Consider the following 22,057-nt stretch of genomic DNA (forward strand, 5'->3'; position numbering starts at 1 on the left):
ATGCGCTGGCTCGATTTTCCCGTTTACCGCATCCGCAACGAATTACCTGTCAACGCCATGAACCATCCCTCAGACGCCGTCATGCGGCCGACCCTGCCCGCCGGCGGCGAGCCGGGTCCTGTCATCACCCGCCGCGCGTGGCTCAGGCTGCTCGCGTGGAGCGCGGCCGGCATCGTGCTCGCGTTCGCCGCGGTGAGCGCGTATGCGCTCGTGCATCCGGAGCAAATGCCGCCCGCCATCTGCGAGATCGTCGAGGAGATCACCGGCGCGAATCCTCACCCCGTGACGTTGATGCGTCCGCAAAACGCGCCGCTGAGCGCGGTTGCCGTACTCGGCAAACAGATTTTCTTCGACCCGTCGCTGTCGGCTTCGGGTATGCAGTCGTGCGCGTCGTGCCACTCGCCACAGCATTCCTATGCACCGGACAACGCGTTCCCGATTCAACTCGGCGGCGCCCACATGTCCCAGGCGGGCTACCGTCCGCCGCCATCGCTCGCCTATCTGTATCGCCAGGCGCCGTTCAGCATCGGCCCGGATCAGGGCGATACCGACGTGCCCGTCGACATGACGCAACTCGCGACGCAGGCCGCGGGCGTGCAACGCGCGCAGAAGTCTGCGCTCGCCGCGCCCGCCGCCCCGGCGATGGTGCCGCAAGGCGGACTGTTCTGGGACGGCCGCGCCGATACGCTGCAGATCCAGGCGATTGGCCCGCTGACCAATCCGGTCGAGATGGCCAATGCGAGCGAAGAAGACGTCGCGCACAAGCTGCTGCAAACGAAGTATGTGGATCAGTTCAAGCAGATCTTCGGCCCGTCTATCGTCAGCAATCCGAGTCTGCTGATTTCGGAGGCGATGTTCGCGGTTGGCCGCTATCAGATCGAGGATCAATCGTTTCATGCTTTCACCAGCAAATATGACTACTGGCTCGAAGGCAAGGCGCGGCTCACGCACGCCGAGCTGCACGGCCTGCAGTTGTTCAACGACAAGGACAAGGCGAATTGCGCGGGCTGTCATTTGAGCCAGCCGAGCCGCGACGGCCTCCCGCCGGTCTTCACCGATACCCAATACGAAGCGCTCGGCGTGCCGCGTAATCCGGCGATTCCGGCCAATAAGGATCCGAAGTACTTCGATATGGGCGTGTGCGGCCCGTTCCGCGACGACCTCGCGAAGCAGACGCAGTACTGCGGAATGTTCCTTACGCCGACACTGCGCAATGTCGCCGAACGCAAGGTCTTCTTCCATAACGGCGTGTATCACGACCTCAAGCAGGTGATGGACTTCTACAATCTGCGCAATACGTCGCCGGAGAAGATCTATCCGCGCGATGCGTCGGGCAAGGTGCAGAAGTACAACGATCTGCCGCCGCAATATCACGCGAATGTGGATGAAGCCGACGCACCGTTGGACCGCAAGTTCGGCGACAAACCCGCGATGACCGATCAGGACATTCAGGACATCATCGCGTTCATGAAGACGCTGAGTGACGGGTATAAGGAATGAGGGAGCGAGCCTCGCGTGAAGGCCGGTGATGTCGTCATTGCCATGCCTTCGCGCGGCTTTTGCGGCACTCGCGCAACGCGGGCGTCGTGAGCGCATGGCTCTCGCGCTGCGGTGCGCGAGCCGGTGAGGTATCCTTGCCGGTTCCTCGACCTCCACTCCGATCCTGCCCGATGGCCGATTTTCCCTTCGACGCCGTACTCTTCGACTGCGACGGCGTGCTCGTCGACTCCGAACCCATCACCAACCGCGTGCTCACCGACATGCTCGGCGAGCTGGGTTGGCAATTGAGCGTCGAAGAGACGATGCGCATTTTCGTCGGCAAAGCCGTCAAGGACGAAGCCACGCTGATCGAAGCGCGCACCGGCTTCGCGATCGACGCCGACTGGCTCATGCAGTTTCGCGCGCGCCGTAATACGGCGCTCGATAGCGAGTTGCAGGCGATTCCCGGCGCGGCGTCCGCGGTACGCTCGCTTCATACGGCGTTGAATGGGCGCATTGCGGTCGCCTCGGGCGCCGACCGCATCAAGGTGGAATTGCAGCTGGCCAAGGCCGGCATTCTCGACTGCTTCGAAGGACGCATCTTCAGCGGTCACGAAACGCCGCGCAGCAAGCCGTTTCCCGATGTGTACCTCGCTGCCGCCGCCGGCTTGGGCGTGGACCCGAAGCGTTGCGCCGTCGTGGAAGACACGGTGACCGGTGCGACTGCCGGTGTTGCGTCCGGCGCTACCGTGTTCGGTTATTGCCCGGCGGAACTCGGGCATAGCAGCGCGACTGCGCTGCATGGCGCGGGCGCGGTGCATGTGTTCCGGGACATGGCCGAGTTGCAGGATTTGCTCGCGCAATGGCGCAACGGCGCGCGCTGATCGCAGATGCGTTCGGACGCGCGAGCGGTGCCCTGACATGTCGGCGGCGCGGCGACACCTGTGGGCCGCCAGTTGGTCCATAGCGATCACTTCGCGCGCGCAGTGCGGCTATGGTCAGGCTCTCGCACCGCTCGACGGCGTATGGCATGGTGTGTGCACGGCAATGCACGAGCGCGGCAATCCGGGCTCGACGTCAATCCAACCTTGCCGGAGATCCATCATGACCACCTTGACTCTCAACGACCTGTCCCGCATCGACGAACTCGACCATGCGGCATCGCAATCCCTGCACGGCGGCAATGCATGCCTGCGGCGCGAACCGCCGGGTTGCCACGGCGGATACGAACCACCTGTCGGTTGTCACGGCGGCTACAAGCCGCCCATCGTCGTTCGGCCCGGCTGGGGCGGCGGTGCGCCAATCCATCTCGGCTGCGAACCGACAGTGATGCCGTACTGGAACATGCCGCAGCCGGAGCGGGTGGTCACGCCGCTGTGAGCGGATCGTATCGACAGGCGAAACGACGAAGCAGGCACGGCTCACGTCTCGCAGGGCATGAGCGGGTTGCCTGCTTTGCACGCGTCACGGCGTGGCGCGTGCGGTTCGCGTGCGGTTCGCGCATGGTTGCGCGATTAGCGATGAACGCTGCGGGTCATTCGAACGCCGGGTCGATCGGCACGCGATATCCGACGGCCAGGCGGTTGGTTTCGTTAGCCATGCCAACTACCGCCATCAGCTCGCCGAACATTTCGTCGGTCATGCCGGCGCGGCGTGCCGCGGCCGTGTGGCTCGCGACGCAATAGCCGCAGTTATTCGTCACGCTCACCGCGACGTAGAGCAGCTCCTTGATCAGCGGATCGAGTGCGCCGGGCGTCATCACGTCTTTCAGGCTCTCCCATGTGCGCACGAGGGTCGGCGGGTGCTGCGCGATGTACTTCCAGAAGTTGTTGACGTCGTCGACCTGGCGGGTTTGTTTGATGTCGTCGTAGACGGCTTTCACCTCGGGCGGCGCGTTGGTGTAGTCAACCGGTTTGGACTGGGACATGCGTTCTCCTTTTCCTGGTGGGGGAAAACCTGATGCTCAAACGGGTCACTGCGTACCGACCCACTCCATCCGCACCGATTCGAGCTCGCGCGGCAACCGCGGCGAAAGCGCCGCGCGGCGCGGTAACTCGACGAAGCCGAGACGCCGGTATAGATCGTATGCGCGAGTATTGCTCATCAGTACGTCGAGTACGAGTCGCTGCTGCACGAGCGTACCACTCGCCGTGGCTTGGCGCTGCCTTGCCGCTGCGCTCGCCCGCATCGCATCGGCGAACAGCGCGCCGAACACACCGGTACCGCGTAGTCGCTCGTGCGTCGCGCAGTGCGCAATCAAGGTCTGCGCCGACTTCGGCGCCGGCAATTCGCTTTCGAGCACCAGGCCGCGCAACAGCATGCGAATCGTCCGGAACACCCCGAAAAACAGAAGCAGCATCAGTGCGACATGGGGATCGTCGAACCACGTGTGGCGGCCGTCATGCATCGCGAGCACCGCCACCGGTCGGTCATCCGCGTTCACCGCCACGCGGTGACGTCGATACGAGAAGCGCCCGGACTTCGACGTGAACGCAAATGCCAGAAAACTGATGCATGCCTCTGCCGGTTGGCCGAGAAAGAAGCCGAATTCGCGTACGCCCGACGCGAAAATCAGCGGCGCGCACGCGTTGGCATCGTCGGCACGCGCCGGGCGGAAGCGTAGCGCGAGCGGGTCGTCGGTGCGCGCCGGACCAAACGTTAGGTCGCGTGTGACGTCTGGCGCCATTTGCATCGAAGCCATACTAAACGACATCTTGGATTTCCTTGTCTACCCACGCCGATGCGTATTTTTTTCCTGCCACGACCAATACAGCACCATACCGAAACCGACACAGACCGTGACGTCCAGAGGAATCAAAATATAATTCCCGCGCTGAAGAGCAACCAGAACCGCCATCGCCGAATAGAAGAAGGTAAAGATCTCGCCCGCCAGCAACACTGCATTGATACGCGGTGAACTGGCGCGATAGCCTTCCTTGCCCTTTGGCGTCCGGTGAAAATCACCGTAGACGCCAAACAATGCACGCACGCCACCAGCGAAGTAGTACCATGCCATCGGCAAAAACATTGCAATGTATCTGTATGTGTCCCATAGGCTCTTTAGCACATTGAACGAGCCTTCCAGGCGGGCGCCCCTGCGCGCGCCGAATGCGTTCTCCAGACCCCAGAGCACGACCAGCCCAAAAAAGATGAGCGCGCCCCAGCGCATACCTGCGCCGTCAAAATGCATCAAATATGTGAGGGGCAGACTGAGCAGTATCAGGACATAAATTGATGCAAGCAGCACTGACGAAAACATCGTGGAGATCGCATGCATCCGTTTTATCAACGGCATGCGCTGCGAGAGCATTTGCTTGACATGCTTGAAACCGCTGTGGATCAACCCACGTCCCCAGCGCTCTCGCTGAATTCGGTACGAGCTGACGGTTTCGGGTAACACCGACATGGACACCACGTCGCGCAAATAAGCGTACTTCCACTCGCCAAACTGTGCGCGGTATCCAAGATCAACGTCTTCAGTCACGGTCGATGCGTTCCAACCTCCTAGTGCATCCACGCACTGCTTGCGCCACACGCAAGAACTGCCGCTGAGCGACGCCATATTGCCGTCTTCGCTCAAACCCACCGTGACGTATTGCTGATGGCCCATTTCCATCGCCTGAAAGCGTGTGAGAAACGACACATCGCGATTCTCGTAACCGATACCCGTTTGCAGGAAACCCAGTTTCGGGTCCTCGAAACAAGGAATCGTTTTAAGCAAAAAATCAGCCGGCGGCACAAAGTCGGCGTCAAAGATCGCAAAAAATTCGCCGCACGACTGCTGAATGCCGTTGACCAGATTGCCCGCCTTGTATCCTTTACGATTGCTACGCTTGACCTGCCGAACATTGACGCCCCGCGCCTTGTGTTGTTCGGCACGCAACCGGGCAAGTTCGGTCGTGCTGTCAGTCGAATCGTCGAGCACCAGAATTTCGAGCAGCCCCGCTGGATAAGACAAATTGCAAGCAGCATCGATCAACCGTTCGACGACTTCCGATTCGTTATAGATCGGCAGCAGCACACTCACCGATGGCCAGGAATCGGTCTGTGCGCCGGAAGACGAATGCGCAAGCTCCGTCAATTTGCGCTGCTCGACCTTCCGCGAAATCAGGAAGACCCGTAGCTCAAGCAAAACATAAATCGCAAAATATACGACTACGAAGAGGAAAATCGCCTGGCAAAACCAGGAAAGCAACGAAAGCATTGTGATCAGCTCCTCACAGCTTCACGACGGCGCAGATTTCCTCTAACCGATGTGCCCAGGTGTGATGCTCCTGCACGTATTTCGCACCGGCCTCGGCGCGATCGAGATCCTCCCGCGAAGGACCATGACGCAAACGCCCGAAAAGCTCGTTTGTCTCTTCGTAGGTATTCACGACGTGGCAGAAATCGCGGAAATGACGGTCAACGGCTCGACTCGGGTTCGTTACCGCGATCCCACCACACGCAATGATTTCGAGCAGGCGTCGCGAGAACATCGTTTTGGAACTCGTGACCGAATTGACGTTGATCGATACCACATGTGATTTGTAGACATTCGCGGTTTCGCGATGCGCGACTTTCCCGTGCAACCGCATCTGGCTCGTCTTCGGAAAGCGAAACTCGAGATGGCGAGACAGCCTGTCGTGATTGCGGTCGAACACGTTGATTGGCATTTCGTTGTGCTCGCAGAGTTCGAACACCATGTCGAGAAAGCGACGCCGCTCGTTCAGGATGCGCCGGTAATAGCTGCCGGTGAAACAGACTTCATTGCGCGTGAAATTGAAGCCCGTGAAACTATGAAACGCCGGTTGAAACGGCATGATCAGCGTATTCACGGGTACGTGTGCAGGCACCTGCTGGCGATAGCGTTCGAGGCATTCTTCATCGGTCGTGAAAACATAGTCGAACGCCTTCGCAACGTCGATGAACGCGTCGAAGAAAGGACCGTCATCCTTGTTCCAGAACACGGTTGGAACGCCCGCCTTCCTCGCGAAATCAACCAGCCGGAAAATCGCCTTGGGTTTAGTCAGGCGCAGCAGCTTTGGCTGTTTCGCCAGTTCGTAGCGCCAACTGCCGTCCACGCCGTGAAAAGCCGATTCGACCAGCACGAAATCCGGCTTCCAATGGTCAATCACATCCCGGTAATTGCCGGGTGTCATGACGCGAACCCGGCACTCCGCAGACAAACAATCGGCGGTGAAATAGTCCGTCACCAGCGCGATTTTCAGGCGGCCGAAGCGCCCCGTTCGCTCGATATCCTCGGCGACCTTTGGGTAATCGTAGACGATTGAACCCAGTTTTCTAATAACCCTGCCGACCATTCCCCTTACCCCGCACTTTTCGGTAATGCCTTGATGACAAAGTCGCGCCACGATCGCTGCGTGGTCGCGTATTCTTTTGCCCGTTCGCCCAGCGCAGCAAGTGCCGCGCGATCACTCATTGCCGTCTCAATCACGCGCGCAAGATCGGTCGCATCGCCGGCATTGAAAAACCAGCCTGCCGGCCGCTCACCCATTTCGTCGCGAAACACGGGCAGATCCGGCACGATGACCGGCTTGCCCATTGCCATCGCTTCGACGAGTTTGATCGGTGGCACGATTTCGCAGACCTTGAACGGCTTGCGCGGAATACAGACCAGTGCGCAGCGACTCAACGTTTCCTGCGCCTTTTGCGGCGCCATGCGACCCAGAAAGCGAATCTGTTCCGACAGGCCGAGCCGCTGCACCTGCGATTCGAGCGACAACCGCGCTTCACCATCACCGATGAGGCTCACGGAAATCCTTACGCCGCGTGCGCGCAGTTGTGCGACGGCGTCGATTAGCGTGTCGAGCCCTTCATAGGCCATCAGCGAGCCCGCATAGCCGATCGTGTCGTTCTCAATTTCACGGGACGCGAGCGACGCGAAGCGCTCGGGTTCGACACAGTTGGGCAGCAGGAACATGCGTTCTTTGTCGATGCCCCAGCGCGCGCGTGCGAAGCGGCCCAACTGCTCTGAAATCACGAACACGCGATCTGCGTGGCGCGCCACGAGCCCTTCGAGTTCGAGGCCTTGCCGGAAACCCTGGCGCCCTTCGTAATGCGGCGTACGCGAAATGCGCGTGAGTTCCCAAAGGCCGCGCATTTCATACTGGAACGGAATCCCTAATCGACGCGCCGCCAGCAATGCCGGTAACGCGTTCACGTGATTCGACGCAGCGTGAATGACAGACACGCGATGTTGCTTCGCCCGTTGCGCGATCACGCGCGCCGCCTGCATCGCATACAGCAGCACCGGACGGTTATTGGCTGGTCCCGCTGCATGCAGATACCGCACTTCGCCAACTTCGGTCTCTGCGCTCACGGCATCGTGCAGGCGATCGATTCGATCGAGCGGATAACCGGGCCGTGTCATTGCATGCACGCGCCCGCCCGCCGACGTCATTGCCCGAATGACCTCATGCGTGCGCGTCGTGTAGCCGCTCGTGTGGTACGGCAATGCGCTTGCGGCCACGTATAGAAGCCCGCCGCCATCAGCATCGTATGACCGCGCGGTTGCACGCTGTTTCGCCCTGCGATCCAGCATACGAACCGTTAGCCATCGACTCAGTCCCAGGTACGGTTCGCTTACGAACGTTTGCAGAGAATCGAATGCGCTGCTCATGTCCGCACGGTCCCCTGCGGCTTGAGTTCGGCGCGCGCGAGATCGACGGTTGCCGACATCTTGATCTTGCCGCGTGCGTGCAGATCAAGGAATTCGGCAGTCGTGATCACGTCGTAGTCTTTTGTCAAACGACGCAAGAGCTTGCGATAGCCTTCGATACGCTGATCGTCACGATACGTTGCGTAGCCCTTTTCATCCCAGTACAGCAGCGACCACGAATGCAGCAGGAAAATGGAAAACGTCGGACTGCCGCTGAACGCATCGAGCAGCAATTTGCCCCACCATGGACGGAAACGGAAATACGGCGACTCGGGATACGTGAGGCGCGCCCACCATTCGTCTTTGCCCACCTTCGGCAAGATTTTCTTTTCCGTCATCGGCACTTCGATCACGCCGTTCGACCACGCGTACGGAAGATTCGTCGGCTCGCTGAAAATGGCCTGTTTCGCGTGGACGGCGCACATCGAATTGTTGAACGACGCCCGCACGCCCGTGGCTTTGAGGGCGCGTATCGTGGCCGCATTCCAGCGGAACGACCCTGCCCGGTGCGCGAGAACCGGCTTGCCGGTTTGCTCCGAAAGGAGATTGCCGAAATGTTTGATGACGAACTCCGCGCGGGCGTCGTCGGTATATTGATTCATATACTGCGGACGGCGCGCGAGTCCATGCTCGGCCCAGAATGAATCAGGCAAATATTCCGGGTGCGTGTGTAGTTGCACGTCCTGACCCACGGAATCGAGCCAGCGCACGACTTCGCGCGTTTCTTGCAGATACGACCACGCGCCGCATTGATCGACGAAATAGACGTGCTTGGCGCCGAACTCGTCGCCGATCTCCGCCATTTCACGAATTCCCGCGGTTCCACGCTCGTGTACGCCCCACATCAGTCGTTTGACGTGATCGTGCGGCGCGCGTTTGGGCAGCGCTTCGGTATCGACCGTCAACATGGCATAGCGATTCTTTTGCATCTTTCTCAGCTCAGTTTCAGCAATGCGCGCCATTGCGCGTCGCTGGCTAACCCAGCGCTCAACGGCAAGACGGTCGCATCACGGTAGCGCCACGCGAGATAAGCCTGCTTTCTCTGCTGTAGCGATGGGCCCTCGCCGCTCAGTGACGGCACATATTCCACTAGCCAACCCAGCCGGGAATAAAAGGCGAAATCGGCGGTATCGGTCACCAGAACCGGCGCCAGATCATCGCCGCCTTGAAGCTTTTTCGACCAGCCTTCGCACGCGGCGCGCAACTGGTGACGATCGGCGCCGAGGGCCCAGATCATCACTGTCTTTACATCGGCCGAAACCGGTCTGTGCTTTAGGGTCGGCAGCCACGGATACTGCGTTACGTGCGGCGACATCAGACCTGCCGCGGCCAACAGATCGCGAATGTGCCGCCATACGCGGTCCTGCCACGAGGACGGCGGTTTTTTCCCCAGCAGGTCGTAACGAACGAGCAGATCCCATTCGGGTTTGGCTGCGAGCGCTTTCACCTCACGCCGCAATGCATCGGTTTCCGCAATCAAGCTCACTGCATGCGCTCCCTTCTTGCTGCCAAAGCGAGGATCTTTTCCGCGGCCAGCACGGCGCCATTCATCGGAATCGGTGCACGTTCGGCAGGCGTGGCGTTCAGCATGCCGAGCAGTTTGCTCACCGCGGCCTCGCGCTCGTCGTCGGTCTCGCAGGCCGAGACGACGGCCGGCATGACGTCGGCGACCATGTGCGCTCGACGCAGTTGATCGTCGGCGAGTTGTGTGTTGGGCACGAGTAGAGCGGGCACGCCCGCCTGCACGAGTTCGCAGCAGGTGTTGTAACCGGCTGCGCCGACAAAGGCGTCGAACGCACGCAAATAGCGCGCGAGCGGATAGACCGTCAGCGGCATCACGCCGTCCGGTAATTCGATGTCGCGCACCGAAATGGGCGCGCGCACCCAGACTACTTTGAAGCCCGCCGCCTCGAACCCACGAATCAGGCCGTGGCCGATTCCCGCCACATCCTTCAGATTGCCGGGGCCCAGCGCGAACAGAACGAAACGGCCGTCCCGTGGAAGGTTCAATGCCTCGCGCGCCGTGGCGCGGTCGAGCAACTCGTCGTCTTCGAGCACGCACACGGGCGGCACGAGCGCACGCGTGCCGCCGCCTTCGAGCGGCCGCTCGTTTTCCTGCGCGCCCAGTTCGCCGGGCTGGATCACGAGATCGAAACGCGATTCATCCACGGAGACCGTCTTGCCGCCTTCCTTGAGCAAGCCACGGTTCGACCAGACCAGTGCTGGCGAGCCGAAGGTCTCGCACGTCGCCAGAAACCCTTGAAATGGCCAGGTGCCATCGAAGACGATTACGTCGGGACGTACGCGTTCGAGCATCATGCCAAAACGTACAGCCAGCTCGCTATTCCACGCAAACGTGGAGCTCGACGACCAGTATGGCGAAACGAAGTAATCTGCCTCGAATCCCATCTCTTCGATAAGCTCGATGGCCGACGCCAGGGAAAAGAACACCGGGCGAGCACGGCCGCGCAACCGCCGCGCATATGAAAGACAACGGTTCAGATGGCCCATGCCTGAGCCATTCACGTTGAAGAACAGAATGCGGGGAAGCTGCGAGTCGATTGAGTCGTTGCGAGCCGGTTGCGGATCGTTCATGCGTCGCCGCCGAACAGATCGCGCGTGTATACCTTGTCCGCCACGTCTGTCAGATCGGCCGTCATGCGATTTGCGACGATCACGTCGGCCGAACGCTTGAATTCAGCCAGATCGTTGACCACCGACGAATTGAAGAAACTCGATTCGTGCATCGCCGGTTCGTAGACGATCACTTCCACGCCCTTCGCCTTGATGCGTTTCATCACACCCTGAATGCTCGACGCGCGGAAATTGTCGGAACCTGCTTTCATCACCAGCCGATAGATGCCAACCACCTTCGGGCTATGCCTGAGCACACTCTCGGCGATGAAGTCTTTCCGCGTGCCATTCGATTCGACGATAGCGTGAATCAGATTTTGAGGCACATCGCTGTAATTCGCGAGGAGTTGCTTCGTGTCTTTCGGCAGACAGTAGCCACCGTAGCCGAAGCTCGGATTGTTGTAATGCGAGCCAATGCGCGGGTCGAGACACACACCCTGAATGATCTGGTTCGTATCGAGGCCGTGCTGCGCTGCGTACGTGTCGAGCTCGTTGAAATACGCGACGCGCATCGCGAGATACGTATTGGCGAACAGCTTGATCGCCTCGGCCTCGGTGCTGCCGGTGAAGAGCGTCGGAATGTCCTGCTTGACGGCGCCTTGCTTCAGCAACTCGGCGAAAACTTCTGCGCGCTCCGAACGCTCGCCGACGACGATACGCGACGGGTGCAGATTATCGTACAGCGCCTTGCCTTCCCGCAGGAATTCCGGCGAGAAGATCAGATTTTGCGTGTCCAGCGTTTCGCTCGTGCGCTCCGTGTAGCCGACCGGAATGGTCGACTTGATGACCATAACCGCCTGCGGATTGATCTCCTTCACCTCGCGAACGACGCTTTCAATCGAGCGGGTGTTGAAGTAGTTCGTTTCCGGATCGTAATCGGTCGGCGTGGCGATGATCACGTAGTCGGCGTTCGCGTAGGCTTCGACCTTGTCGAGCGTGGCGCGGAAGTTGAGCGACTTGTGCGCGAGAAATTCCTCAATCTCGGTGTCTTCGATCGGCGATTCCTTGCGGTTGAGCATCGCTACTTTCTCAGGAACAATGTCCAGAGCGATGACCTCGTTGTGCTGGGCCAGCAGTACGGCAAGAGAAAGGCCGACGTAGCCAGTTCCAGCGATTGCGATTTTCATACAAATGCCTCAAAGACAGATAACGGATTGTGAACTGCTCTGCTCTACGCGAGCTTGTGGCTTGCTCGCCCGCGCTCAGTTGCACTATTCCGGGCAGAATTATCTCATAGTGAAACACGGCATTAAGCCGAAATCTCACCGAACTTCGCCCCTAGAAAATTCGGAATGCACCAGCAACGACGTACGCCAACCTTCCTTCTTATTGCCGAATCGGCATTGGAACATAGTCAATTCTTACTCGTATTTTCAGTCGGTGCCGAATGCAGCACCAACTCCGAAATGAAATCACACGGCAATCCGACTCGTGCACAATCTCTAGGCTTATCCCGATTGTCCACAGGAAGGCTAAACCATGAAATTGCGTAGCGGTACTTTAAAACACCGATCCTTGAATTTTCCGCCCTGACCGCTCGGGTATTCAGGATGGCCCCCTTGGGCGGGTGACGATCCTTTATTTGCACGGTCGATTCCTGAAGATCAGGTTTGAGTACTTCTTGAACCTTGAATGAATCATCGCCGTATACAAAGATCTTCTTTCCGATTTCCGGTTGCTGGACCTGTTCTATCAATCGACCGTCGCTTACTTTTACGCCTGAAAAGCTAATTTCGCTCGGCAACGAACCGCCTCCCCGCGGATCCCAGCGATAGGTCCACGCAGTAGCCGGCACAGATACCCAACCGTTGTTTCCCCGACGCGCGTGAAACAACTGAGTCGCCCCTGTGGAATCGAATTTCAGATAGGAGATCACGGGACGACCTTCTTCGTCAAACCCTAAGCGAACGTTATTAAAGAGACCCGAGTTCTCGGGAACTCGATCTACGACCTCTGCAGACGCAGGCGTAATGGGCGACGGAAGGACATTGCCACGACTGTCCTCCCAAACCCGCAAATCTTTGCTCTTTGCGTAGTTGACATTGAAGTTTGTCTCAACTTTATAGGTCCTCCGCCAGACCCAAGCTACGTGAAAGAACTTATCGGGTCCCAAAATATAGTCGGAATGGTAGGCATTGACCGTGGTCCCATCGCGATTTGGCGAAAAAACTGGTCGATTCGTCCAGCGGACCCAGTCGGAGTCGACCAATCGATTAATTAATTCGATGCCGTCGCCGCTTTGACCCGATCTGTACGAAAAACCCAGTGCCCCGTCAGGAAAACGGAAAAAATACGGATATGTTGTTCGCTCCTCTTCCGACCCGACCATCCCTCTTAGGATACCGAGGCCTGCCAAGCGATCCGGCACATCCATGCGCGCGTACACCAGCTGAGAAACGTGCATGTTGCCCGAGACATTCAATCTATTCTCGGAGTCGAATGCTAGAGCAATCGAATTGTGTTCGTCCCATCCACCAAAACGTGACGGAACCCTGATCTTTTCCAGACGACCACTGCATTTATTGACTTGCGCAATAGTCATCCAACGATCAGCGTCGTAGTAGGCGACGTACAAATAATCCTTGTTTTCTAGCGCATCGAACGCGACGCGCGCACCGCCCCACGCTTTATCGATTGTGATTTGGGACGGCGGAACCGTGCACTTCGAAGAGTCCGCCATAGTGGTCCCCTCTGCAAAAGCGCACACAGAAGCGCCCAACCAAATCAATCCACCAAAAAGTCTTACCGACGACGTAATAAGCCGCATAGATCGTTGCCTTCCGCTTCGCGCGGCTGATACTTACTTGCCCATTATTTGATTGCACTCCATCAGCGAGTTCCTGAAGTAGAGTACAGGTTGAAGATCGGCCTCCATTGAGCCCAATCGATCCTGCGTAAGTGCCTATCGAGCAGCCCCAACCTTCGACATCAAAGCCGCGCTAATCATCGGCCCAACTTCCGCGAGTGTATGGCCCGCGCAAATGTCTCTGCGAGATTGAAGCGAAAGTTGGGCTCGCAAGGAAGGCGATTCTATAAGCGAGCTAACGCACTCGACCCACTCATCGGTTGAACGAGCGACCAATGCATTATGGCGGTGTCGGGCTACCGGCTGGTAAGTACTCCCCGCGGAAACAACAATAGCGACATCAAGCGCTGCGTACTCGAGAAACTTCAAATAGCTCTTCGATTCATTGAATTTGTTCTCCGCCAGCGCAATGATCCCGATATCCCAATGCACGCGTTCGTGCAACCAACGAACAAAGTTGGGGTAATCATTCTTCTTCGGGAGACCTACTCGCTTCCCAAAGGTCGGAGTGCGATTCTGAAATCCACCAATAACCTCAATCTCAACTCGCCACCCGTATTTTGCTTCAATTTGCTTCATGGCCTCAGTAATCTGATCCAGATCCCCGTCGTGGGTTGGGGTTCCAACATAGCCGATACGAATCGGGCCATTTTGCATCCTCCGGTGCGATCCGCGGTTGTGTTGAGGCTGGCCCTCAAGTCTCCACAGGTCCGCATCCAGGGCGTTAGGAATAACGACCACGTTGGAATTAACCTGCCTCATGAGACTAGCCAACGACTCCGTTGATACGTGCACGAGGTCGGCAGAACTAGCCAGCAATCGAACTTTCGCGGCGACCGCGTGTGCATCACCTTTATAGTGACGGGCTTTGAGGCCCTGCGCATCAAGCAGGTCGTCGTCTATCTCATAGACGAGGCGTCCGCCCGCTTCCTTCCAACGGGGCAGCCAATCCTCAAGTTCGGGAAGATTGAATCCGATCGCGTCTCGCTGCATCAACACCGCGTGGGCTGTTCCCGGTTTCGGGAGAACAGTCGTCTGTCTCACCTGCCAGTCCCGCAGAACAGCCGGCGACTGGTACGGAAGCACTACCCGGACGTAACCCGAACCGGCAGGCAAGCCATCTCCACGGAGCCCTGGCATCAGGAGCAGTACAGGCTTATCAGGTCGCGGATATTTCAGCCGCCACGCCTTAAGGCTCTTCTCGATTGGCACGCACTCACTCACGGCAGCAGCATGTACAGAGTACCCGGCGGCGGTCTGCAACCCGGCGCGCCGCATGCTCTGCAGCCGTTGCGGGCTCGACAGCAAGCTCAACACTGCCTCGAAGCAAGCGTCCTCGTTACGCGTGTCAAGCACGAGGGCATTGCGTCGATGCTCGGCATACTCACTCCCTCCCCCATTCGCAGGTACGGCAGCAGCGCAGCCACAAGCCATTGCCTCCAGCGATGTACGCCCGAATGCCTGGTAGTCCGAGAGATCGATAAAGAGATCACTGCTGGCCAGCAACGCCGCCACTTGAGGCCGCTTCAACGGCCCGTGATTCTGAAACGGGAAATCCCGCTCCAAAGCAAGGAACTCCGCCTTTCCTCCATCGCAACCGAAAATATTGAGGACCAGTTGGTCTCCCAATGCTTGATGAAGCCGGCGCAGCAACCGCATCGTGCGCTCTGCTCCACGATACGGAGTCTGCGGACGAATCATTGCAGTTACATGCGTGCGCTCATCCTTGCCTCTGCGAGCTGGCTTATACACTTCGTGGTCGATACTAGGTCGAACTTTATGCACTGCTACGCCGTGGTGCAGCTTGACCACGTCAACAATCCATTGCGTCTTGGCGAACAGGAGCGCGCCCGGTACCAACGTATACGAGTCACGAGCCTCGTGCCATTTCGGTGAGCCCTCTTCGAAAAAGAATGGCTCATAATCCTGCACGTAGTAAGCGGGCAATATATACGGGTGAGCGCTTACGATTTGTCTGACGAGCTTCATCGAAGTGAAGATCGTGCCGACGACAACGTCGTAGTCATCGGCAATTTGAAGTATCGTGCATTCGTCGAAACCGACAAACACGTCCTCAATACCGGGAACATCGGAATACATCTCTCGAAAGGACGCCACGTGCTCGTACTTTAAGGCCACGCTTGCCTGGATGCCCATTCGACGCATCTCGCTTACTTCCTGCACCACTGAGTGCGAGCCACCGCCGCCGCCTTTGACCGGAAGCAGAAAAAGAATCCGCATGGACATGAGGTCAAGACGCTCCGCCGTGGAGCGCGCTTCAATCGCGGCCTGCACGCGATAGCGAACCTGGTCAAGAAGCTCTGTACGTTTTACTTCCGCCACACGGGCATAGTATTTATCGGCCGTATGCTTCCTTTTTAGGCTCTCCGTACCCTGAGCCGACAACTCTTTACGACGGGAGTGACCAAAGCTTTTGGACTTCGCATGGTAAACGTAGACGTCGTCCGCAATGGCAAGTTCGAATCCTGCATCAATCGCGCGAATGCAATAATCGTTCTCCTCGCCGTAACCGACTGGAAAATTGATCTCATCCATGTATCCAATGGAGTCGATCACCATGCGCCGAATCATGAAACAAAAGCCGTTTACGAAGGGTAAACGCGGATAAGAGGGTTCGGACGTATCCGCTACCAGCGCGGCCATGTCATCGACCGTTAGCCCTTGCGGTAGCTGGTTAACAGCAAACGATCCCGCTTCATCTCTCAGGGCAGGTACATTTTGCCAGCTGGCTGCATTGGAAAGTGGGCCAACAACACCCAGCGTGGGATTTGATTCCATGCAACGCACCAGGCCCCTCAACCATCCGGAAGAGACAATAGTGTCACTGTTCTGCGTAATTACGTACGGTGCACGAGATGCCTTTAATCCGGTATTTACCGTTTTGGTATAACCTTGGTTAGTGGGGTGCTCGATCAGCGTGAAGAGAGCGTTTTCCGAACAATAGCTGCGTAGCCATTCGGTAGTGTCCGGTTGAGATCCGTCATTCACCACGATGACTCGCACATTGAACTCGTCAGTATGGAGTTCCAGAGATTGCAGGCATGACTTGACGTCGTCGAGTGCGTTGAACACAGGTACGACGATATCGACGCTCTCAACCGCTTCCTTTTGCACAAGGCGCCGCTTATCCCGGATGCGGCGCTTCGCTAACTGAACGCTCTCCTCGATCAGATGTGACAACTCTGGCGTATTTGCTTTCGCTTTTTGATAGAGTTGAATCGCATTCTCATATTTTTGGTTACGCAGAGCTTCGTTTCCGGAAGCCCAATATGAAATGTGTGAATTATCTTGCATATTTTTGTAACGCCTTGTGATCGACTAACCGCCTGGTGGAGCACGTTGACGATCAATGCTCTCAATCGGATAAAGCCTGCGTCCTACAGAGAAAAATGCACGTCAATCAATTTGATCGGTCGAAATAGCGACCGATGCCCCAGATCGTGATTGGGTTGCTCGTTATATTGAACCAGCAAACTAAGTACGTTTTCCTGTGCCCAACGCACGCGATCAATAATGGGTTCGGAAAAACCCAAATCCTCCCCCCAGATCGTCTGCACGTTATCGGGAACCCAAACATAGCCCGGAGCTCTCAGAACGGTTGCGACCATCCGCCCCCGACTGTGATCCCCTCTACTTATAATATACGCGTTGTCCTTTCGATCGAGAACGATCTCTGGACGACTAATCGGTATCTGCAACGTCCCGCTACCTGTCAACGTAAAAGGCCGCGCCCTCTTCGAGATTACTTGGTGATGCCAACGGTTACCGTCATATCGCAAGTATTGATATTGCGGAATACCATTCGAATCATCAGCATAATAAACGATATGCGGCCGATTTAAACTATCAACCGCCATGCTGCATTGGTTCATTAGATTGCTGCCGGGCGAAACCGGATGAACAGTTTCCGCGTTTGTTTGAGTAATTGGAAGCTGGTATCCACGGCCTTTTGACGTCACCCAAGTGATCCCGTTGTCAGATGACGAGGCATAGCCAATATTGATGTTATTGACACGCTTCTCTTCCCCGAGCATGTGCGTACGCCACACAAAACTAATGTGCAGATCACCGTCATGATCGATGGCCGGGTGGTTCCAGTACGCGTTACTCGTCCACGGTTTGGAATCACTGCCGCTCAGAATGGGTAGTGGACTATCCGCCCAACTTCCCGACGCCTCATCGTAGGATTTTAGGCGCGCCGTCCCCTTGTTGTGTATGCCGTCGCGATACAACAGCGTTAGCGGAAAGCCATTACGTGGCTGAATGAACGTAGGGTAAGTTACTTTGGTCTCCGCGTTGCCCGTCATAGGCAACTCTTCCGACCATTCAGTAATATTGCCCGGGTGAACACTGCGCCGATAGCGAAGTTGCGTCGCGTGGTGGTCGTAACATATGTGAATATGATTGGCGCGATCGAAACCAATGCTGATGCTGTTATGGGCATCAGTCAGGTTGTACTCACCATCGAGATCATGCGTCTGAATATTATTCGTTTTCAGATCACGCTGGACGAGACGAAGCGTATGCTCATTGACGTAAAACGCAGTAAATTGTTTCCCGTCGCAGGTAAGAATGCCGTGGTGACGGAAAATGACCGTGTTAATGGAGTTGCCAGCCCACGCAGCGCCGAAATCTATCTCCGCCGACTGCCTGACGGTAAATCTACGATACTCTTGGGAGCCGCCCTGCCGCGACCGTTCCACATGTGGCTCAGCGCCGAAGCAATCCGGCGAGATTCCGAGTTGAGTGCATTGCTGATCGATGCGCGCGCCAGTGATCAACGCCGTGTCAGTCCGGGGCATACCGCTAGTAATCGACGATTCGAAGTGTCTAAATGCCTTCGAGAAATTCCCTGCGAGTGCAGCTGCGCGCCCTAAGCTGTTATGGATCCCGGCAGTGAGTATCTGACAAACAAGCGCCTTGTCAGCTCCCCATCCTTCCGCTAATCGGATGAACTTTTCAGCTTCAGCAATCTGGCCAGTTTGCAGGCGACCGGCTGCAGCGAACAGTGCAAGCCTCGCGCGCTCCGGATGAGCCTGAAGAATACCGTGATTGAGCTTCGCGAGCTTCGGCCAGTCACCGAATTGCCATTGAATACGCGCTCGATCCAGCAAGCCTTCGTCGTGCACTACCAAAGCGGCAGTTTCCGAAGAGACTTGCTTCTCGGGAGCAGCTTGAACGGTCTCTTCACTCAACACTTTGCTAGCAATATTAGTTGGCTGCTTTCTCATTGATCCGCACCTGAAGCAACACATCCTTAATCAAATCAAGCTGGGCTTCGGCCCGAACGATTTCTTCCTGCATTAGCTTCTGACGCTCGATCAATACGTCGTCGTTGATTTGGCGATCTTGAAGCTGCTGCTGCAAGACTTTGACTTGTGCAAGATATTCTGCCGCTCGCTTCGAAGACTCAACATGATCCGCAGATAACTCAAGCTTCTCGTGCTCGAGTCTCTTCCGGGTCTGCTCCAGAATTTCATTCTCCCGATTACGTTCGTCGAGCTGTCTTGCGACAGCTTCGTACAAGCCCGATAACTCAGACTTCGCTCCTTCGAGATGCGAGTTGGCCTGCTGCAGTTGCTCGACTTCTCGCGTCCGCTGCGCCAACTGTAGGCAGGCGTCGTCGTGCAGGTCTGTCAACATCAGTTTTTCCTGTTCCAGGCGTACTTGGACGTCACTCAACGCCTCGAACCGCTGATCCCCTTCACTGCACTTTCTGACGACTTCGTCATATCGATTCGCTAGTACTGACCTATCCTGTTCGAGTTGGCTCGTTGCTTGCTTAAGCGCATCGACCTCGCGAATGCGGTCAGCCAATACCTTGACGACCTCTTCGTAGCGACCCGCCAGCGTTGCTTTTTCCTGCAACAGATCTAGCCTAGCTTGCTGCAAGAATTCGATTTCTCGTCTGCGCTCTGCAGCAAGGCTGACGGTTTCGTCACGCTGTGTGGCCAATAGAGAACCTTCCCGCTCTAGCAGGGCATTGGCCCGGGTCAACTCATCGACCGCCTGAACTTTCTCGGCTAACAATCGCGCATCTTCACCATTGCGAGCCATCAACGTGCTCTTTTCGTTTTCCAACTGCGCGGCCTTCTCTTGCCAGAGCCTTAGTGAGACCTCTTGCCGATCCTCCATAAGCAACATATCTTGCTTAAGCTGAACTACAGTCCGCTTCTGTGCGTCAAGTTGCAGCGCACGCTCAGCTGCCAGACTCGTGGCCTTTTCGTATTGACCCGTGACCCCGCGTCGGTCCTCCTCCAATTGGGAATTGGACTGCTTGAGAAGTTCCACCTCCCTGCAACGCTCGCTCAATTGACGTGCCTGATCGTCTCGCTCGCTGGCCAGGCGATTCAACTGTTCCTCGAAACCTGTTCTGCGCTCCGCAAGTCTTGCCTGCTGCTTAGCTTCGCGCTGAAGCGCGCAATCCGTCTCATAACGGAGCTGGCTGGCTTGGCGATCCTCGGAATCGCTGAACTGCATATTCGCCGGCAGGATATCCAACATAGCCGCCGCTTCGATAACTTGGCCTGCCTCATGAAGTCGAAAGGCCAACCATTTCAAACGATAGGGTTTTGGATCCAAAGCGTACGCGCGTTGCGCTGCCTCTGCGGCACAGAGGCGATCGCCCGGCATCAAATGCCTCGCGATTGCGGTATAGCCATTGGCCTGCATTACCGATGAAATCGACACCTCGGCCATCAACTTTTCTACCGCGGCGAAACCACCTTCGCGGTATGCCGCGAGCAGTGCGCTAAAGTCCGAGCCTCCCAGAGATTGTGGAGGCGTATGGCGACTGTGCGATCTCCAGATCTTCCAGAGTCGGCCAGGCAAGGCCACCATCGTCTTCGGAGAATCGACGCCTTGAATCAAAAGACTTCCCAGCTTCGAGCTCAGTCCATTCTGCGTTTCGAGGGCGTGGACTTTTTTCTGAACCTCGACAAAGGCATGGAGCCGTCGGTTCTCAGCGAGAGCATCTTGCAGCTCCTCGTCTACGCAGCCCTTGGCCAATAGATCGTTACTCGACGATTGTCCGGACAACTTTTTCTCAAGAACCTTGTTGCGCAAATAGTAATTTCCAAGCTCCTCCTGAACATGATGGAGCTGGAGAAGCAACTGTTCGTTCTCCTCTTCCACGTCACCTACGCGGGCTTCAAGATCTGCCTGAATACTCTTATCTATCATCATTTTGCATCTTTCCAAATGCCGCGCGTATCGATAAGCACCTGAGCGCTTTTAAGCTTAGGCTTCACGTTTCTGAACTCGGCATGATCAACGAGCAGGACAATGATGTTCGCTTCGATGATTGCCTCTTCAAAACGCATGAAGGCGACTTTCTCTATTCTCAAATCTTCCGGTAGTGTTTTGAGGTTGGGCTCGACAATTGCGACCATCGTGTCGCGGCGCTTGGCTAGCTTCCTGGCAATTTCGAGCGCGGGACTCTCTCTGAGGTCATCAATATCCGGTTTGTACGAAATTCCCAGGCAGGCGATACAGATATCTTCGGCTGGCGTCCCCGAATTTACGAGCTGCGTCACGGCTTCATCTACCTTCCCGAGGACCCAGTCTGGTTTCGCATCGTTCACGTTGCGTGCGGACCGAATCAGCCGCGCCTCGGCTGGCGCGCTATCGACGATGAACCAGGGATCGACGGCTATGCAATGCCCACCCACTCCGCAGCCCGGTTGCAGAATATTGACACGCGGATGTCGATTGGCTAGCGCGATCAGCTCCCATACGTCGATGCCCAGCTTGTCGCATATCATCGAAAGCTCATTTGCGAACGCAACATTGACATCTCGAAAGCTGTTTTCGGCCAACTTACACATTTCCGCCGTGCGCACGTCAGTGACAATGCAGCGTCCTTGGACTACCAAACCATAAAGCGCAATGGCGACTTCGGAACACTTCGAAGTCATGCCACCGATGACCCGATCATTTGCAACTAGTTCGTGCACGATACGCCCAGGAAGAACACGTTCAGGGCAATGAGCAATTCGGATATCAGACGCTTCGCCAGCTTGATGTGGAAAACTGAGATCCGGTCGAATTTCCGACATCCACCTTGCCAATAGTTCTGTACTACCGACGGATGATGTGGACTCGAGAACAACCAGATTACCCTTATCCAGTACCGGCGCAATCGACTTCGCCGCGGCTTCGATGTAGCTTAGGTCGGGTTTGTGGTCGGCAGCCAATGGCGTTGGCACTGCAATTACGAATGCGTCGGCGGGCTCAACAGACGTCGTGGCTCGCAGGTAGCCTGAACCCACTGCAGCCCGTACCAAAATATCCAACTCCGGTTCGACAAAGTGGATGTCACCCCTGTTGATCGTTTCAACCACGTCTGCTGACACGTCGACGCCGATAACGCGCAACTTGCGGGATGCAAACAACGTAGCTGTGGGTAAGCCTATGTACCCAAGACCGATTATTGATATCTTATTGAACATGCGTTA

General features: G+C 56.8%; 17 protein-coding genes. 3 read left to right on the forward strand and 14 right to left on the reverse strand.

The window, feature by feature from the left end; genetic code table 11:
• Window positions 1-57 precede the first annotated feature (57 nt).
• From ACZ9H4_RS16750 to ACZ9H4_RS16760, 3 genes are all read left to right on the forward strand, one after another.
• Window positions 58-1,500 (forward strand): cytochrome-c peroxidase, encoded by a 1,443-nt coding sequence (locus ACZ9H4_RS16750; protein WP_476119773.1) that lies wholly within the window; start codon window positions 58-60, stop codon window positions 1,498-1,500.
• 170 nt (window positions 1,501-1,670) lie between these two features.
• Window positions 1,671-2,363 carry an HAD family hydrolase gene (locus ACZ9H4_RS16755; protein ID WP_476119775.1) on the forward strand — a complete coding sequence of 231 codons (693 nt, stop codon included), beginning with the start codon at window positions 1,671-1,673 and terminating at the stop codon, window positions 2,361-2,363.
• 220 nt (window positions 2,364-2,583) lie between these two features.
• Complete coding sequence (locus ACZ9H4_RS16760) at window positions 2,584-2,859, forward strand: hypothetical protein (protein ID WP_408153331.1); 276 nt, start codon at window positions 2,584-2,586, stop codon at window positions 2,857-2,859.
• 154 nt (window positions 2,860-3,013) lie between these two features.
• On the opposite strand, the gene ACZ9H4_RS16765 is transcribed toward ACZ9H4_RS16760, so the two are convergent.
• The 14 genes from ACZ9H4_RS16765 to wecC all read right to left on the reverse strand — a co-directional run bounded on the left by ACZ9H4_RS16765 (window position 3,014) and on the right by wecC (window position 22,051).
• Window positions 3,014-3,406, reverse strand: a complete 393-nt coding sequence (locus tag ACZ9H4_RS16765) for a carboxymuconolactone decarboxylase family protein (protein ID WP_408153330.1) — start codon at window positions 3,404-3,406, stop codon at window positions 3,014-3,016.
• A 45-nt stretch (window positions 3,407-3,451) separates the two neighbouring features.
• Window positions 3,452-4,171 (reverse strand): N-acetyltransferase, encoded by a 720-nt coding sequence (locus ACZ9H4_RS16770; RefSeq protein WP_476119849.1) that lies wholly within the window; start codon window positions 4,169-4,171, stop codon window positions 3,452-3,454.
• A gap of 36 nt (window positions 4,172-4,207) precedes the next feature.
• Entirely contained in the window at window positions 4,208-5,683 is a 1,476-nt protein-coding gene (locus ACZ9H4_RS16775) for a glycosyltransferase (RefSeq protein ID WP_476119778.1), read from the reverse strand.
• Between the two features lie 13 nt (window positions 5,684-5,696).
• Window positions 5,697-6,782, reverse strand: a complete 1,086-nt coding sequence (locus ACZ9H4_RS16780) for a CgeB family protein (protein ID WP_476119780.1) — start codon at window positions 6,780-6,782, stop codon at window positions 5,697-5,699.
• Window positions 6,783-6,787: 5 nt separating this feature from the next.
• Window positions 6,788-7,951, reverse strand: a complete 1,164-nt coding sequence (locus ACZ9H4_RS16785; RefSeq protein WP_476119782.1) for a glycosyltransferase family 4 protein — start codon at window positions 7,949-7,951, stop codon at window positions 6,788-6,790.
• A 146-nt stretch (window positions 7,952-8,097) separates the two neighbouring features.
• Window positions 8,098-9,069 carry a polysaccharide deacetylase family protein gene (locus tag ACZ9H4_RS16790; RefSeq protein ID WP_476119784.1) on the reverse strand — a complete coding sequence of 324 codons (972 nt, stop codon included), beginning with the start codon at window positions 9,067-9,069 and terminating at the stop codon, window positions 8,098-8,100.
• 5 nt (window positions 9,070-9,074) lie between these two features.
• The gene (locus ACZ9H4_RS16795) at window positions 9,075-9,626 is read right to left on the reverse strand and encodes a hypothetical protein (RefSeq protein WP_476119786.1); all 552 of its coding nucleotides are present in this window, start codon (window positions 9,624-9,626) and stop codon (window positions 9,075-9,077) included.
• Window positions 9,623-10,735, reverse strand: coding sequence for a glycosyltransferase (locus ACZ9H4_RS16800; RefSeq protein WP_476119788.1), 1,113 nt, complete (start codon window positions 10,733-10,735; stop codon window positions 9,623-9,625). The genes ACZ9H4_RS16795 and ACZ9H4_RS16800 overlap by 4 nt, the downstream gene beginning before the upstream one ends.
• A complete protein-coding gene (locus ACZ9H4_RS16805) occupies window positions 10,732-11,901 on the reverse strand; it encodes a nucleotide sugar dehydrogenase (RefSeq protein WP_476119790.1) in 1,170 nt (389 codons plus the stop codon). The genes ACZ9H4_RS16800 and ACZ9H4_RS16805 overlap by 4 nt, the downstream gene beginning before the upstream one ends.
• Before the next feature lie 227 nt (window positions 11,902-12,128).
• Window positions 12,129-13,541 (reverse strand): BNR repeat-containing protein, encoded by a 1,413-nt coding sequence (locus ACZ9H4_RS16810; RefSeq protein WP_476119792.1) that lies wholly within the window; start codon window positions 13,539-13,541, stop codon window positions 12,129-12,131.
• Between the two features lie 135 nt (window positions 13,542-13,676).
• Window positions 13,677-16,895 carry a glycosyltransferase gene (locus tag ACZ9H4_RS16815; RefSeq protein ID WP_476119794.1) on the reverse strand — a complete coding sequence of 1,073 codons (3,219 nt, stop codon included), beginning with the start codon at window positions 16,893-16,895 and terminating at the stop codon, window positions 13,677-13,679.
• An 83-nt stretch (window positions 16,896-16,978) separates the two neighbouring features.
• Window positions 16,979-18,832 (reverse strand): BNR repeat-containing protein, encoded by a 1,854-nt coding sequence (locus ACZ9H4_RS16820; RefSeq protein ID WP_476119796.1) that lies wholly within the window; start codon window positions 18,830-18,832, stop codon window positions 16,979-16,981.
• Window positions 18,813-20,786, reverse strand: a complete 1,974-nt coding sequence (locus ACZ9H4_RS16825; protein WP_476119798.1) for a hypothetical protein — start codon at window positions 20,784-20,786, stop codon at window positions 18,813-18,815. The genes ACZ9H4_RS16820 and ACZ9H4_RS16825 overlap by 20 nt, the downstream gene beginning before the upstream one ends.
• Window positions 20,783-22,051 carry a UDP-N-acetyl-D-mannosamine dehydrogenase gene (gene wecC / locus ACZ9H4_RS16830; RefSeq protein WP_476119800.1) on the reverse strand — a complete coding sequence of 423 codons (1,269 nt, stop codon included), beginning with the start codon at window positions 22,049-22,051 and terminating at the stop codon, window positions 20,783-20,785. The genes ACZ9H4_RS16825 and wecC overlap by 4 nt, the downstream gene beginning before the upstream one ends.
• Between the last annotated feature and the right edge of the window lie 6 nt (window positions 22,052-22,057).

This window comes from Paraburkholderia sp. TE9906, assembly GCF_056279605.1.

Bases quoted from the DNA above. Each gene is read 5' to 3' on its own strand.
- ACZ9H4_RS16775 (WP_476119778.1), bottom strand. From the start codon at position 5,683: ATGCTTTCGTTGCTTTCCTGGTTTTGCCAGGCGATTTTCCTCTTCGTA.
- ACZ9H4_RS16760 (WP_408153331.1), top strand. From the start codon at position 2,584: ATGACCACCTTGACTCTCAACGACCTGTCCCGCATCGACGAACTCGAC.
- ACZ9H4_RS16790 (WP_476119784.1), bottom strand. From the start codon at position 9,069: ATGCAAAAGAATCGCTATGCCATGTTGACGGTCGATACCGAAGCGCTG.
- ACZ9H4_RS16825 (WP_476119798.1), bottom strand. From the start codon at position 20,786: ATGATGATAGATAAGAGTATTCAGGCAGATCTTGAAGCCCGCGTAGGT.
- ACZ9H4_RS16810 (WP_476119792.1), bottom strand. From the start codon at position 13,541: ATGCGGCTTATTACGTCGTCGGTAAGACTTTTTGGTGGATTGATTTGG.
- ACZ9H4_RS16750 (WP_476119773.1), top strand. From the start codon at position 58: ATGAACCATCCCTCAGACGCCGTCATGCGGCCGACCCTGCCCGCCGGC.
- ACZ9H4_RS16815 (WP_476119794.1), bottom strand. From the start codon at position 16,895: ATGCAAGATAATTCACACATTTCATATTGGGCTTCCGGAAACGAAGCT.
- ACZ9H4_RS16765 (WP_408153330.1), bottom strand. From the start codon at position 3,406: ATGTCCCAGTCCAAACCGGTTGACTACACCAACGCGCCGCCCGAGGTG.
- ACZ9H4_RS16780 (WP_476119780.1), bottom strand. From the start codon at position 6,782: ATGGTCGGCAGGGTTATTAGAAAACTGGGTTCAATCGTCTACGATTAC.
- ACZ9H4_RS16770 (WP_476119849.1), bottom strand. From the start codon at position 4,171: ATGCAAATGGCGCCAGACGTCACACGCGACCTAACGTTTGGTCCGGCG.
- ACZ9H4_RS16800 (WP_476119788.1), bottom strand. From the start codon at position 10,735: ATGAACGATCCGCAACCGGCTCGCAACGACTCAATCGACTCGCAGCTT.
- ACZ9H4_RS16805 (WP_476119790.1), bottom strand. From the start codon at position 11,901: ATGAAAATCGCAATCGCTGGAACTGGCTACGTCGGCCTTTCTCTTGCC.
- ACZ9H4_RS16755 (WP_476119775.1), top strand. From the start codon at position 1,671: ATGGCCGATTTTCCCTTCGACGCCGTACTCTTCGACTGCGACGGCGTG.
- wecC (WP_476119800.1), bottom strand. From the start codon at position 22,051: ATGTTCAATAAGATATCAATAATCGGTCTTGGGTACATAGGCTTACCC.
- ACZ9H4_RS16820 (WP_476119796.1), bottom strand. From the start codon at position 18,832: ATGAGAAAGCAGCCAACTAATATTGCTAGCAAAGTGTTGAGTGAAGAG.